The following is a 14109-nucleotide window of genomic DNA, read 5'->3' as shown; positions in this document are numbered from 1 at the left end:
GTCGCCGTGGGGGCCGTTCCAGCCCGAATCGTGCGCCACTTTCACTCCGTTGCGTTCCAGGCCCTGACCGGGCGCTACACCGTATCCGGTGAGCCTGCTCGCGCAGACCCTCCAGTCACCCCTCCAGTCAGGACCTGACGGTGGCCAGTGCCGCCTCCACGCTCGCCACGATGTCCGTGACCGGATAGAGGACTTGGCGGACCGTACGGTCGCGATCCACCACCAGCGTCAGCCGCTTCAGCCGGCTCATGCCCGCCGCGCGGAACGTCGGCAGGCGCAGCGCGGCCGCCAGCGTGAGGTCCGCGTCCGACAGGAGCGGGAAGCCCAGCCGCTCCTTGTCTGCGAACGCCCGCTGCTCGTCCGGGCGCTGAACGGACACCCCGTGCACGGTCGCGCCCGCGGCGGTGAACTCGGCCAACTGGTCGCGGTACGTGCAGGATTCGAGGGTGCAGCCCGGCGCGCCCGGGATATCGGCCCAGCCGGGCGGATAGGCCTCGGTGCGGGCGTACGCGCCCGGGAAGCAGTACAGGACGGTGTACGGCGTGTCCGCGACCGGATCGCGCGAGTCGCCGTCCATGCCGAGGAGTCGCAGCTCGGGCAGGCGTGTGCCGGCGAGCCGGTGCACGCGCTCGGCCTCCCGCGACGCCTGCTCCGCCGTCGCCATCGTCTCCCCGTCCCCGAGCAGCCAGGTGTCGCCCCAGTCCTGAAGCGCGATCAGTACGGGCAGGAGTGCGCGGCCCCGCCGGGTGAGGCGGTATTCGTACCGGACGGGCCGGTCCTGGTACGGCTCGCGCGTCAGTACGTCCGCGTCGACCAGCATGCGCAGCCGCTCGGCGAGCACCTTGCGGGACATGCCGGTCTCGGCCTGGAGCGCGTCGAAGCGGTGCACACCACGGGACGCGTCGCGCACGATCAGCAGGGTCCACCAGTCGCCGACGACGTCGAGGGCCTGGGCGATGGCGCAGTCGGCGTCGTCGAGGCGGGTGCGTTGTGCCATGGCTCTCATGCTGGCATAGTCCAGTCCGTTCCCAAAGGGAACTCACGCGGAATCACTAGGAACTTACTCAGGGGGCGGGCAGTTTGGGGTCACTTCGGGACGTACCGAAGACCGTGTGGCAACTGGCGTTCGGCATCTTCTTCAACAGCGCCGTCGCCTTCACCTTCATCTACCTCTTCGCCTACCTGACGGACGAGCGAGGGCTGGCCGTCGCCCAGGCAGGCGTCATCAGCGGCATCGGAGGCGTCGGCCTGGTCGCCGGGAACTTCACCGGAGGCTGGTTCGGTGACCGCTTCGGCCACCGGCACACACTGCTGGCCGCCTCCGTGCTCGCGGGCGCCGGGCTGGTCGCGCTGCCCGCCCTGCCGGACACACTGCTGTACGCCGCACTGCCGCTGGCCCAGTACGCGCAGGGCGTCGTGCGCGCCTCGAACTCCGCGCTCATCGCGGTCTCCGTACCCGACGGATCGCGCCGCCAGGGCTTCGCCGTGATGCGGGTGGCCGGGAACGCGGGCTTCACCGTGGGCGCGCCGCTCGGGGCGCTGGTCTCGGCGGAGTTCTCGTACACGCTGATCTTCGTCGCGGACGGCATCGGCACCCTTCTCTTCGCGCTGTACGCCGCGCTGGTCCTTCCGGGGGCCCGCCCGCCCGTCCGGCGCCCCCCGAGCCGCCCCGCGCCGGGGGTGTGGCGGGAACTGCGGGCCCGCCCCACGGTCCTCGTCCTCCTCGTATCGATCTTCTTCGCCGACATCGTCTACCGGCAGATGTTCTCCACCGTCCCGGTCTTCCTCGGCGACCACGGCATGGACACCCGCGCGTACGGCTGGCTGATCGCCATCAACGGAGCGGTCATCCTCTGCCTGGAACTCCCGGCGGCCGTCGTCCTGCGCAGGCGCGCGCCCCTGACGATCGTCGGCCTGGGCCTGGTCCTGGTCGGCCTGGGTTACGGCGCCCTGACGCTGGGCGCTTCCCTTCCGGTGGCCGTGGTGATGATGCTGCTCCTGACGGCGGGGGAGATCCTCTACAAGACCCCGGCCACCGCCTACGTCGCCGATCAGGCGCCGGACCACGCGCAGGGCCGCTTCCAGAGCCTGTACGCCGGTGTCTCGGTCAGCGGCGTCATCCTCGCCCCACCGCTGGGAGGCGCCCTGTACGAAACGGCGCCGGGCCTGCTCTGGCCGCTGAGCGCGGCGCTGGCGCTGGCGGCGGGCGGGGCGGTGATCGCGGCGGGACGGCTCGGCCGTGCGGCCGGAGGGCCGTCTCTTCCGCGGCTCCGCCGTGTGCGGGTCGCTGCCCCGCGCCCCGGTCCTCAAGCGCCGGACGGGTTGCGAGCCCGCCGTGAGTGGAATGTCCGCCCGAGTACGAAAGGCCAGGTGGCGCGGCAGAATCAAGCCCGTCCGGCGCTTGCGGACACGGCGGAGCCGCCCGTGGCGGAGCGGGGAAAATGAGCCCGTCCGGCGACAGGGTTCGGCCGGGTGCCGGGGCGGCCCCAAGGGGGTCTCCGCCGGGCACCGGCGCCCGGCATCCGGGACTGGTTCGCCTCGACACGCCGGTGCCGGTTAGCGTTCAGGCATGACCGATACGACTGCTACTCGCACCACCGGCGCTGTCGCCGCCGGCCTCGCCACCCTCGCCGCGGACGGCACCGTCCTCGACACCTGGTTCCCCGCCCCCGAGCTCGTCGCCGAGCCGGGCCCCGCCGGCACTGAGCGCCTCACCGCCGAGCGCGCCGCCGAGCTGCTCGGCGCCTCCGCGCCGAAGGCCCTGGGCCCCGACGCCCGCCGCGGCGTCGAGGTCGTCGCCGTCCGTACGGTCATCGCCTCGCTGGACGACAAGCCGCTGGACGCCCACGACGCGTACCTGCGCCTGCACCTCCTCTCGCACCGCCTGGTCCAGCCGCACGGCCAGAACCTGGACGGCCTCTTCGGCCTCCTCGCCAACGTCGCGTGGACCTCGCTGGGCCCGGTCGCGGTGGACCAGCTCGAAACGGCACGGCTGAACGCCCGCGCCGAGGGCCTGCACCTCCAGGTCACGTCGGTCGACAAGTTCCCGCGCATGACGGACTACGTCGCTCCGGCAGGCGTCCGTATCGCCGACGCGGACCGCGTCCGCCTCGGCGCGCACCTCGCCTCGGGGACCACCGTCATGCACGAGGGCTTCGTCAACTTCAACGCCGGCACTCTCGGCACCTCCATGGTCGAGGGCCGCATCTCCGCGGGCGTCGTCATCGGCGACGGCTCCGACATCGGCGGCGGCGCGTCCACCATGGGCACCCTCTCCGGCGGCGGCAACGTCCGCATCACCATCGGCGAGCGCTGCCTGGTCGGCGCCGAGGCGGGCGTCGGCATCGCGCTCGGCGACGAGTGCGTGGTCGAGGCGGGCCTGTACGTCACGGCGGGCACCCGCGTCACGATGCCCGACGGCCAGATCGTCAAGGCCCGCGAACTCTCCGGTGCCAGCAACATCCTGTTCCGCCGCAACTCGGTAACGGGCACCGTCGAGGCCCGCCCGAACAACGCGGTCTGGGGCGGCCTGAACGAAATCCTCCACAGCCACAACTGATCAAGCTCCCACCGTGCGCCCTCCCACGGCCCCCAGTCGGCCTGGGAGGGCCCACGCCTGCCATGGGGAGACAGAGCCTCTCTGTTTCCCTTGGGCGGAGGGCAGGGGCTCCTTCGAGGAAGTGGTTACTCAGGTTTGTTCGGGATGTGCCACAGCGGGGCTTGGTATTGCTTCGGGCGGCTGGCGATCAGAAGGGCCCTGAGGTCTTGGCGTTGGGTGCCGTTGAGGCCCAGAGCTTCGGTGATCCTGCGGAACGTCGTGTGCGTGACGCCTCGGTCGCGGGCTTCGGCCTCGAAGCGGTCGAGTCGGCGGAGTGTGGTCTCCGGGGAGAGATCACGCTGGGGCTGGGATGCGAGCCGAGTGGACTTGTTGCGCTCGTAGTCGATCTCTGAGTATCCGCAGATCTCGCGGCTGTGCTGCTCGGCCTCTGTCAGGCTTTCGGTGGCGAGGACGGCTCGGGCGAGTTGGTTGCGGTCGATCGCCTCGTCCAGGTCGGCTTCGTGGATCGTGGGGCCTTCGTCGGTGAGTGGGACCGGCAGGCCGGCGTCCCTGATTTCGCACAGGCCGCAGACGCCTCTGGCTGTGGCCGCGAGCATCGCTGTTGCCTCGGAGGGGTGCCATTCCAGGACCTGGCTGACCGGCTCGACGTGCTCCGCTGTGAGGGTGAGGACGGCGGGGCCCATGCGGTCGCGTAGGTCTTCGGCGGGTAGTTCGCCGTCCAGACCGGGGCCTGCGATCAGGAGTCGTACGGGGGCGTTGAGCCGGCAGCAGGCTGCGAGTGTGAGGGCGTCTCCCAGTGGGCTGCGGAGAGTTGGTTCGTCGCCTCGGGCGAGGATGTCGCCGCCGACGTCCAGGAGGTCGATGGAATCAGGGGCGAGGTGCTCGATGAGTTCTTCGAGCTGGCGGGTGATGCCCTCGGCGCCGTGGTGCGGGTCAATGAGGGCAAAAGTATGGGGCAGCTGAGCAGCCAGCCTGGGGAGGGTGGACCCTGCCGGGGCTACAGGCTTCGCGTCGGCCGGCACGGCTTGGACGCTTCTGGTGATCGGGCGGAGCCTGGTGAAGTTGCCCGGTCCCCGTGGACCGGGCAAAGGGTCGATCAAGAGACGGTCCCACGCGTAAGTGAAAATCATCGCTTGGCTCTGTCCGCCGTACACGGCGGCGCTGAGCATTGCGGCGGCGACAGCGTCGCCCCCTCCACCTGCTGCCACGATCAAGCGCGTCACGCCGCTCAGAGTACGGGTTACCGTGCTGGCCACTCTCCCTATAGTGGCTACTGGTTATAGCCACTTAGGGAGGGGTTCGGATGCCGCAGATCGAAGAGGCCAAGCCCAAGTACCTCCAGATTGCGTATCACATCCGCGATCAAATCTTGCGGGGCGACTTGCGGCCTGGCGACGAGGTTTCTTCCGAGCGGCAACTCGCTGCGGATTGGGGCGTTTCGCGGCCAACGGCCGCGCGCTCCCTGGAGGCGCTGAGTCATCAAGGTTTGGTCGAGAAGCGGCAGGGTTCCGGTACGTATGTGCGTGCTCTTGCGGTGAACCGCCGGGCTCGTGAGCTGTACGGCCGGGCCAAACAGGCCGGGAAGATCTACGCCCCTGGCGAGTACGCCGTCATCACATCGGCTGGATGACTGGAAGCGCCCGACTACGTTGCCGAGGCGCTGAATCTGCCCACGGGCGCCCGCGCAGTTCAGCGTCGCCGAGTGACCAAGGATCAGTCGGGTCCGATCACGTTGTCGACTTCGTGGTTCGGCCCAGACGTGGGTGAACGCGCGCCGAAGCTCTGCGATCCGGACCGGATCCAGGAGGGCACCTTGATGTACGTCGAGACCATGACGGGGCGTCAAGCCAGCTATGCCGAGGATCGGGTGTGCTCTCGGCTCGCCACGCAAGAGGAGGTGTCCGACCTGGAGTTGGATCCAGGCTCGGCAGTGCTGATCGTTCATCATGTCGTCTTCGACTTGCAAGACCGTCCGTTGGAGTTCGCTGAGGCGACCTACCCGCCGAACCGTTGGGCGTTCGAGCAGGGCTACCCGATCGGTTGAAAGCCGGGCCTCTCTTGGCGAACTGCTTGCGGGACCAAAGTGGCCAATGCCACTATCCACTAAGTGGCTAAGGCCACTTCATCGTAAGTGACGTGTCCGCGGTCAGACATTCGCGCTCTGTATCGCCCAAGCGCCGCTGTCTGGACTGTGACTGCAACGGTAGAGAGTGGGAAGCGCATGAACGATCCCCAGGACAGTCCTGTTGGTGCTCCGGCTGTGCCGGTGTCCATCGGCCGAATGACCCTGTATCCGGCTCCTGAGTCCGTGGCCCGAGCGCGGTGCTGGTTCCGGAAGTTCATTGATCGGGAAGAGTTGGCGTGCTCGCTGGACGACTGCGTACTGATGATCTCGGAACTGGTCACGAACGCAGTTCTCTACGGGGAAGCGGAGGATCCTTGGCGCGTACGGGTGGAATGGTGGCGCATTGGCCACTCGCTGCGGGTGGACGTGCACAACCCAGGCTTCCCGGCCAGGGTGCGGATGCATAAGCCCACAGCCAATGACGAGCACGGACGAGGACTGCGCCTGGTCGACGCGCTGGCTGACTCGTGGTGCGCCGGCCCAAGTCCCTTCGGCGGCACGCGGGTCTCCTTCTCGATCAACGATGCTTGGAAGCCTTGAGATGGGGCCCGGCGTCCGGGACCCGCGGGCGGATGTGGGGGCAGCCGGCCCCGGCTACGGCGTGCAGAGACCACGCTCGTGTTCACCGGTGGCAACGGCCCCACCACCGCAGCGCGCATTCCGCGCGGTGAGGGCCGTGCACTTCCGCGAGCACGCCCTCCAACTTGGGTTCCCCGACTCCGTGATTCTGCTGGTACCGGAGACGGGAACCACCGTTCAGAACATTGCCCTCTCCCGCCCGCTCCTGGCCGACGCGGGGGATGTGCCGCGGGGCGTGCGTGGCGCATGCGACGCTCCTCCTCGCCGCCGGGTTCGACAGCCGCCTCCTCGGCGGCTGACAGGCCGCTGACGGGGCGCAGACTGAGTGCGTTACTAACGATTGAGGTTAACGGTTACGCCACCGCTGAATACCGAGTCATGCAGCTCGATTTTGACCGGCTTGACATCCTTGGGAACGTCGAACACAACGATGCCGTTTACCTTGTTGCCTGGGTTGATCTCGTTGAGGAACGACTTGCTCTCCTCCAGATAGATGGCCGCCCCGGCGTCAGCGCTGAACTCGCGATCCTTTGGGTCGAACAGCTTCTGCGCATCGCCATCGAAGAGTTGCGACTCGTTGCCAATGTTCTGGACGGTCATGTGCACGAGAATAAACTGTCCCTGCGCTTCCTTGCCGAACTCGCCGCCGATTCGCTGGACTCCTGGCTGGACCTTGGTCACGGTGAATTCGAACTTTCCATCACGGACTGGGTCGCCGATGCCAGCTCCCTGACTCCCCTGGGGCTCGTCCTGCCGTTCTTCCTCCCGCGGAGCCGTTGTGGTGGGAGGCTGGGGAGCTGTGTCATCCCCGCCCCCACCCCCGCCAGCGCTCGCAATGACGATCACGACGATGAGGGCGATGAGCGCGATTAGAGCTGTGAATATTTTGTGGCGCCTCACCCAGCCGTGGCGACGCTGGGGGGCCTCCGATGCGCCTGTCGGGGGGCCACTCCATTGAGGGGGGTTCTTGTCGCGCATGGAAATCTCCTGGACTCTGATCCCCGGGGCGACACTCGGCGCCAACGTCGTCCGCCGGTGAGGCCGCGGTCGTAGTTCCATCATTTGCCCATTCGACTCCTCTGCGCCATAAGCTGCGGCGGCTAATTCAGACTGCCTATGGCGCGCATATTCTCGGTTACGGACGGTTGCTTTCTGTTATGGTTCGGGGTCGGCTTTGGCGAGGCCGCTTGAGCTGGGGTTTTCCTCCAGTTCGGCCGAGAGTGAGTCTCCTGCCGCGTCCGGTCGGTCAGCGCGGGGGTGCGGGCTGCGGCCGCCGCTGCGGCGGGCAGTGCGATGTCGGCGTCCACGAAGGTCGCGTCCTCCTCAGAGGATGCCGCTCAGCGTGATCCCAGGGCTGCGTCCAGAGTGAAGAGGTCCTCCTGATGTCCCCAGCCGTTCGCAAGTATTTCGAACCACACTCACACGGATGACCTCGCGTGACCTCTGGGCCGTTCGGGTGGATAGGCAGGTGGATAACCAGGTCGGCACATCGGACGAAGAACAGGTGGGGTAACGGTATGACGGCACAGCGGACTCGGGCACTGGCCCGGTGGATCAGTGGATGCGGCGCGGTTCTCCTGGCGGTGGGGCTGCCCGCGGGGGCGGCGCACGCTGACGAGACGCACAACAATTCCCACAACGCGCCCCGCGTGGCTCTGATCAGCACCGGTCAGATTGACGACCCAATGGAGGACGTCCTGGAGCACGCCACGATTCTCGGCCGGACCTACATGTCGGACTGACCCGGCTGAATCAAGAGTTCATACGCCTCCAGCAGCCCGCTGACCGTTGCCCGGTCGGCGGGCCGCAGTGGTTCCCTGACCGGGCCCGCGGGCAGCCCCAGCGCATCGAGCAGCCCCTTCGTGGTGACCGTGCCGGGCAGGCCCGACGCCATCGTGAGAGTGATGAGGGGCAGGGCGCGCCGGTGGGCGCGGGCGGCCTCCGCCGTGTCCCCGGCGTCGTACGCGTCGAGGACCGCCCGCATGGCGCGGGGCGCGCAATTGGCGACCGTACTGACATAGCCCGCCCCGCCCACCGCGTAGAGCGGCAGGTTCAGCTCCTCGCAGCCCGAGTAGTAGGCGAGATCCGTTTGCGAGATCACGGTGGCGCTGCCCAGCAGGTCGTACGCGCAGTCCTTGACCGCGGTGATACGCGGATGGCCGGCGAGACGCAGCATGGTCCCGACCTCGATGCGGGTGCCGGTGCGGCCGGGGATGTCGTACAGCATCAGCGGAATGCCGACCGCGTCCGCGACCCGCCGGAAGTGCGCCTCGACGGCGTCCTGGGGCGGCCGGCTGTAGTACGGCGTGACCACCAGCAGCCCGTCCGCGCCCGCCCGTTCGGCCTCCCGTGCCAGCTCGACCGTGTGCCGCGTGTCGGCGCTCCCGACGCCCGCCAGAACCGACGCCCGGTCACCGACCGCGTCGGACACGGCCCGTACGAGCGCGCTCTTCTCGGCGTCGGTGGTGGTCGGGGACTCGCCAGTGGTGCCGTTCAGTACGAGACCTTCGCAGCCGCCTTCGGACACCAGGCGGTCGGCGAGCGACTGGGCGCCGTCCAGGTCCAGTGTCCCCGCAGGCGTGAACGGTGTGATCATTGCGCACAGGGCGCGGCCGAAAGGGCCTGATGCGGTCATACGGGAAGTCTCGGCCGCCGGATGGTGAAGGTCCACTTAGATTTTCTTGGTGTGAATGGCAAGCGATGCTGAACAGTGGCGGCGGGCATTTGCTGTGAAACCGAGGTGGGGATGGGGAATATGGGCATACGCAGAAGCGGTGGAGCAGTGGCCTGGGCGGTCGCGGGGGCGATGGCGCTGTCGGGGTGCGAGTTCCTCGTACCGGAGGGGGAGGGCGAGCCGGGGCCGACGCCGACACCCGCGGCGACCCGCTCGGCGCCGCCCCGCGCCTCAGCCACCGGCGTTCCCGAGGCCGCTCCCGTCCCCACCCCGACCATCACCGAGGCGGCGACGCCGTCGTGTCCGGCGTCGGGCGTCACGGTGCACATGGACTCCTTCGTGGACGGCGCCATGGGCCTGCGCGCGACCAGCGTGCAGCTCACCAACTGCGGCAAGAAGCCGTACCAGATCACCGACCACCCGGCGGTCGAGGTACTGGACAAGGACCACGAGCCGCGCGCCGTCACGGTGCGACTGCGGCCGGCCACCCACGACTTCCCGCGCCTGGAACCCGGCCAGAGGGCCACGGCGTCGCTGACGTGGCGGGTCGCGGTGGCTCCCGGCTCCGAGGGCTCCGGCGCGTACCTCAGGATCGCGCCCGCCCCGCGCCAGGAGTCCCGGACGTTCGAGGTGATGACGGAACTGGGCGACGGCGCCACGCTGGAGGTCTCGCCCTGGGACCGCCTCCCTTCCTGACCGCCGGAGCGCGAGCTTGCTTGACCTCAACCGCGCTTCGGGTTTGAGGATGGTGAGCACGAGAACGCGCCGCACCGGCGCGTCGAGTGAGGAGGGTCAGCCATGTCCGTACGAGGCGCGCAGCTCGACACCCGTCCCCTGGTGGGGCGTTCGGACGCCGGAGCCGTGCTGGCCAGTACCTGGCGGGTCGGTACGCCGGAGCGCCAGCGGGCCGCTGTGGAGGCCATCTCGAAGGTGTGGCAGAGCCGCCCGTGGCCGGACGTGGGGCTGCTGTCGTACAGCGTGTACGTGGGTGAGGACGGCGACACCCTGCTGCACTACTCGCAGTGGCGCGGTCTGGAGGACTACCACGCGTTCGTCGCGGCCTTCCGGGACGAGCGCAACGCCGAGATCGACGCGGCCGTGCCCGGGATCGAGCGGGTCGGGTTGCACGCCTACGACGTGTACCGGAGCACGCCGCTCGCGCCCGGCGGCGCCGACCGTGTCCCCGGCTGCGTCGTGATCGTCGACGTCGAGTTCGACGGGCCCGACGCGGACCGGCAGCGGGACTGGGTGGACACCGTGTTCGAGGCGCTCGCGACGGACCCGGGCCTGCACCCCGGCGGGATCGCCGGACACTTCCACGTCAGTACGGACGGCACGCGCGTGCTGAACTACGCGGAGTGGGAGAGCGCCGAGGCGCACATCGAGGCGCTGGGCGGGACCGGCGGCGTGGGCGCGGCGACGCCGCAGTGGCAGAAGGTCCACGGCTATCCGGGCGTGACCGGTGGCGGCGTGAAGCGGTACACGCCCGCGCTCAGCCTGAGCGCGGGCGTGTGACGGGCCCGGGAACTACGGGCGGAAGCGGATGACCTGGGGGTCGTGGTCGCTGTTCTGCTCGGCGAACTCCGCGTTGATGTGCACGCTGTCGTAGCTGAACTTCCCGATCGACGGGCTGGTCAGGATCTGGTCCAGGACCTGGCTGTTGCCCTGGAAGACGTACGAGTAACGCTCGGAGCGCGGCAGGGACTTGACCGCCGGGTAGAGCGCGCCGTCCGCCGTCAGGGCCTTCGTCGTCGCGGAGAACTCGAAGTCGTTGATGTCACCGAGGACCAGTACGTCCGCGTTGCGCTGGGCCTTGAGGATGTCCTTCACGAACGCGTTGACCGACTGGGCCTGCTCCAGACGCTTGACCTCCGACTTGCGCACCGGCGGCTGGTGGTGCGACGCCAGGCCCTCGTCGCCGCCCTTCGAGCCGAAGTGGTTGGCGATGACGAAGACCGTACGGCCACGGAAGGTGAACTCGCCGGCCAGCGGCTTGCGGCTGTTCTCCCAGGCCGCGTTCGCCGGGTCGATCCGGCCGGGGGAGAGGGTCAGGGCCGCGCGGCCCTTCTCCCGTACGACACCGGTCGCGGTGGTGGCGTCGCCGGCGCCGCGGTCGGTGAAGGAGACCCGCTCGGGGTTGAAGAGGAAGACGTTACGGATGTTGCCGCCGGGCTGGCCGCCGTCCTTGTTGTTGACGGGGTCGACCGTGCGCCAGGCGTACGACGGGCCGCCGGCCGCGGCGATCGCGGTCGTGAACTTCTTCAGCGTCTCCTCGGCGGAGACCGTGCCGTCGTTCTTGGCGCCGTTGTTGTCCTGGATCTCCTCCAGGGTGAGGATGTCGGGAGAGGCGAGGTTGTCCACGACCGCCGCCGCCAGCGCGTCGAACTTCGTCTGCGGGTCGCCCGGGTCGAGGTTCTCGACGTTGTACGTCGCCACCGCCAGCTCGCCGCGGCGCTGCGGCCGGGTCGACTCGCGCTCCAGGCCGCGGTCGGTGACCGTGCCGAGCGTGCGGGCCGTCAGGGTGTAGCCGCCGAACCGGTTGAAGTCCAGGGGGCCTTCGGTCGTACCCGACAGCACATCCCCGACGTTCGCCTTCGGGAACGGCCGCTGGGAGACCGGCGCGAGCTGCTGGATCTGGAGCCGGCCGGTGTTCTGCGAGGTGTACGAGCCGTAGACCGTGCCGCCGCGCCGGTTGTCGTTCTCGCCGGGCTTCACCGTGACCCACAGTTCCGCGTACGGGTCGGTCGCGCCGACCACGCGCGACGAGCCGATGCGGACGTTGCTGCCCTCCAGCGACTCGTAGTAGTCCAGGGCGTACGCCGACGGCTTCAGCGGCAGTGCGTTGATGCTGCCGCCCGCCGCCGGGTCGCCTTCGGGGGCGTACGAGGAGGGAACGGACTTAGCCGAGATCGTGACCGGCTCGGGCAGTGCGTTGCCCGAGGAGACCACGGTCACCGCCGGCTTGGAGATCTGGGTGACCGACTGGTTGCCGGACGGGGTACCGCCGGGGATGTACTCGCCGACCGTGCCCGACACCTTGACGGCGTCACCGACGGCGACGGTCGGCGCGGAGCTGGTGAAGACGAAGACGCCCTCGCTGGTGGCGGCGTTGCTGTCGGCCTCGGGGTCCTGGAACCAGAAGCCCTTCGAGCCGTACGTCCGCACACCCGTGACGATGCCGGACACGTCGGTGACCTGCTGTCCGGCGAGCGGGGATATCCGGGTGGTGCCCTGGATGTCGTGGATCCGGGTCTCCGCGGAAGCGGTCGCGGAAGCGGTGGCGGTCGCGGAGGCGGCGGACGAGCCGGCCAGCAGGCCGCCTGCCAGTGCGGTGGCTACGACGGCCGCGACCGCGGCGGATCTCGGGAGGGAGGAGGAACGGGCTGTCATCACGTGGCTCCGAGTGCGAGGGATGAGGGGTAGAGCGTGGTTCTACGCGCGTCAATCTCTTGTGTGGGCCCGGAGGTTGTCAAGGGCCGCCGGGTGTACGGCTTCTGACGCGTACATGAACCCGGTGGGATGGGGGCAAATACGTCTACGCTGGGGGCCGCCCGACCCGAATGCGCCAAGGAGAACCCCCAGATGTCCGGTGACCGCCCGACCCTGCCGCCGGTGCGGCTCCACTCCGACGCCGAACTGGCGCGGGAGGCGCTCACCTCGCCGCTGCTCGCGCGCGCCGCGCGGCTCGCCCGGTGGGCGGGGCCCGCGACCCGGGTCGGCGCGGGCGGTGAACTCGTCGACGAGCAGCTTCCGGAGGCCGCCGCGCACCTCGGGCTGTCCGCCGACGAGGACGGCGCGGCGGAGGCGAGCGAGGCCTGGCGGCTCGCCGTCGACGCGGGACTTGTCGACGTGACAGACCCCGAGGAGGGGTCGGACGGCGCGGAGGGCGACGCCGAGGCCACCGGTACCGTCACGGCCGGCGAGAACCTGGCACTGCTCACCTCGGGAAGCCCCCAGGACGTACTCGCCATCTGGCTCGACGCCTTCGACGCCGTCTTCGCCGACGCCACCGCGCCCGTCCTGGACGACCTCGCGGGCGCCATCGCCGAGGACGGGCAGATCGACTTCGAGGCGCTGGAGTGGGACCCGGAGGCGGAGGCCGACTTCCTGGAGGGCGTACTCGGCAATCTGTACCTGCTGACCGTCTCCGGGGGCGCGGCGGAAGGTCCGGTGCCGCTGCCGGCGCTCGCCGCCTCGATGATCGTGCCGGACGACATGGGCGAGCCCACCGACGACGTACTGGAGCAGGTGTCGGACGCGATGATGCGGCTCGACGACCAGTTCCGGGTGCTGGAGCCGATCGGGCTCGTCACCTACCAGCCCGTCGACGAGGCGCTGATGGCGGAGGAGGGCGCGGAGCCCCAGCCGCCCCTCGACGACGAGGACGTGACGCGGTACGGAATGGTGGGGCTGACCCCGCTCGGTCTGTACGGAGTCAGGGCCCGCATGCTCGAAGCGGGCGTGGACGCGCCGGCGGTCGGCGACCTCGCGGACAAGGGAGCCGAGGCGCTCCTCGACGGCATCGCGTACTTCCCCGAGGCGTCCGCCGGGGCCGAGACGCAGCTGTGGCTCGCCCGGCGCGAACCGGCCGCCGCGGCGCGTGAGTTGCTTGCCGCGGCGCGGGGCAGGGACAGCGGCGCGCCGCTGCGCAGGCTGCGCAGCCAGCAGGCGCTGTCGCTGGTCGGACCGGGGGCGGAGGAAGCGGTGCGCGAGGTGCTCGACGACGCGGAACTGGGCGGCCTGGCGCGGGTCTGGCTCGCCGAGCACGGGGCGTCGGACGTGCCGCCGCCGCCCGAGTCGATGATCTTCTGGCTGGCGATCGACACCATCGCCGCCCAACTGGACGCGGACGGCGAACCGGACGAGCTCCAGGGGCTGGTGGCGGGACTGACCGGCCGTCACAGCGGTTTCTTCGACGCGGCGTGGCGGGTGGACCACCCGGCCACGGCGGACGTCCTGGAGGCGATGGGGCGGCTGCACCCGGACAAGAAGGCGGCGAAGGAAGCGCGGAAGGCGGCGTTCAAGGCGAGGTCGCGCAGAGCGGGTTGAGACTCTGGGGGGGGAGGGGGGTGGGGCACGGGTGGGTGGCCCTGCGGGGGCTCCGCGCCGGACGGTCAACATCCAGCCCGTCCGGGGCCTGGGGCGGAGCCCCAGTTTCGGGAAGGGGCGGGG

General features: G+C 69.8%; 12 protein-coding genes and 2 pseudogenes. 9 read left to right on the top strand and 5 right to left on the bottom strand.

All coding sequences use genetic code 11. From position 1 onward, the window contains the following. Positions 1 to 127: 127 nt before the first annotated feature. Complete coding sequence (locus G412_RS0121465; RefSeq protein WP_028813873.1) at positions 128 to 997, bottom strand: winged helix-turn-helix transcriptional regulator; 870 nt, start codon at positions 995 to 997, stop codon at positions 128 to 130. 83 nt (positions 998 to 1080) lie between these two features. Between G412_RS0121465 and G412_RS35490 the strand changes: the two genes are divergently transcribed. Both G412_RS35490 and dapD read left to right on the top strand, forming a co-directional pair. Continuing rightward, entirely contained in the window at positions 1081 to 2445 is a 1365-nt protein-coding gene (locus G412_RS35490; protein ID WP_078607240.1) for an MFS transporter, read from the top strand. Between the two features lie 124 nt (positions 2446 to 2569). Next, on the top strand, positions 2570 to 3559 hold the full coding sequence (dapD, locus tag G412_RS0121455) for a 2,3,4,5-tetrahydropyridine-2,6-dicarboxylate N-succinyltransferase (RefSeq protein WP_028813872.1): 990 nt from the start codon (positions 2570 to 2572) through the stop codon (positions 3557 to 3559). Between the two features lie 125 nt (positions 3560 to 3684). On the opposite strand, the gene G412_RS0121450 is transcribed toward dapD, so the two are convergent. Then, on the bottom strand, positions 3685 to 4728 hold the full coding sequence (locus tag G412_RS0121450) for a DUF1152 domain-containing protein (protein WP_028813871.1): 1044 nt from the start codon (positions 4726 to 4728) through the stop codon (positions 3685 to 3687). A 134-nt stretch (positions 4729 to 4862) separates the two neighbouring features. On the opposite strand from G412_RS0121450, the pseudogene G412_RS41650 reads away from it, so the two are divergent. From G412_RS41650 to G412_RS41075, 3 genes and pseudogenes are all read left to right on the top strand, one after another. After that, positions 4863 to 5603, top strand: a pseudogene (locus tag G412_RS41650) (GntR family transcriptional regulator). Positions 5604 to 5780: 177 nt separating this feature from the next. Beyond that, complete coding sequence (locus G412_RS38375) at positions 5781 to 6224, top strand: ATP-binding protein (RefSeq protein WP_244283167.1); 444 nt, start codon at positions 5781 to 5783, stop codon at positions 6222 to 6224. A 75-nt stretch (positions 6225 to 6299) separates the two neighbouring features. After that, positions 6300 to 6501 (top strand): annotated as a pseudogene (locus tag G412_RS41075) (YdcF family protein); the annotation flags it as partial. A gap of 95 nt (positions 6502 to 6596) precedes the next feature. On the opposite strand, the gene G412_RS38365 reads toward G412_RS41075, so the two are convergent. Then, entirely contained in the window at positions 6597 to 7241 is a 645-nt protein-coding gene (locus G412_RS38365; RefSeq protein ID WP_028813870.1) for a DUF4352 domain-containing protein, read from the bottom strand. A gap of 539 nt (positions 7242 to 7780) precedes the next feature. Between G412_RS38365 and G412_RS0121435 the strand changes: the two genes are divergently transcribed. Then, complete coding sequence (locus G412_RS0121435) at positions 7781 to 8005, top strand: hypothetical protein (protein WP_037649500.1); 225 nt, start codon at positions 7781 to 7783, stop codon at positions 8003 to 8005. On the opposite strand, the gene dapA is transcribed toward G412_RS0121435, so the two are convergent. Then, positions 7990 to 8898, bottom strand: coding sequence for a 4-hydroxy-tetrahydrodipicolinate synthase (dapA, locus tag G412_RS0121430; protein ID WP_028813868.1), 909 nt, complete (start codon positions 8896 to 8898; stop codon positions 7990 to 7992). The two genes, G412_RS0121435 and dapA, sit on opposite strands and share 16 nt — an antisense overlap. A gap of 120 nt (positions 8899 to 9018) precedes the next feature. On the opposite strand from dapA, the gene G412_RS37305 reads away from it, so the two are divergent. Then, positions 9019 to 9633 (top strand): DUF4232 domain-containing protein, encoded by a 615-nt coding sequence (locus G412_RS37305; RefSeq protein WP_157839147.1) that lies wholly within the window; start codon positions 9019 to 9021, stop codon positions 9631 to 9633. Positions 9634 to 9735: 102 nt separating this feature from the next. Then, positions 9736 to 10452, top strand: a complete 717-nt coding sequence (locus G412_RS0121420) for an antibiotic biosynthesis monooxygenase (protein WP_028813867.1) — start codon at positions 9736 to 9738, stop codon at positions 10450 to 10452. A gap of 12 nt (positions 10453 to 10464) precedes the next feature. Here the strand turns inward: G412_RS0121420 and G412_RS0121415 are convergent, their stop codons facing one another. Then, a complete protein-coding gene (locus tag G412_RS0121415) occupies positions 10465 to 12327 on the bottom strand; it encodes an endonuclease/exonuclease/phosphatase family protein (RefSeq protein ID WP_037649495.1) in 1863 nt (620 codons plus the stop codon). 192 nt (positions 12328 to 12519) lie between these two features. Here G412_RS0121415 and G412_RS0121410 point away from each other — a divergent pair, with 192 nt between their 5' ends. Continuing rightward, positions 12520 to 13986 carry a hypothetical protein gene (locus G412_RS0121410; protein ID WP_028813865.1) on the top strand — a complete coding sequence of 489 codons (1467 nt, stop codon included), beginning with the start codon at positions 12520 to 12522 and terminating at the stop codon, positions 13984 to 13986. Positions 13987 to 14109 lie beyond the last annotated feature (123 nt).

Origin of the sequence: Streptomyces flavidovirens DSM 40150, from assembly GCF_000429085.1 — a bacterium.
GTDB lineage: Bacteria > Actinomycetota > Actinomycetes > Streptomycetales > Streptomycetaceae > Streptomyces > Streptomyces flavidovirens.
This window is presented reverse-complemented; position numbering and strand designations above follow the sequence as displayed.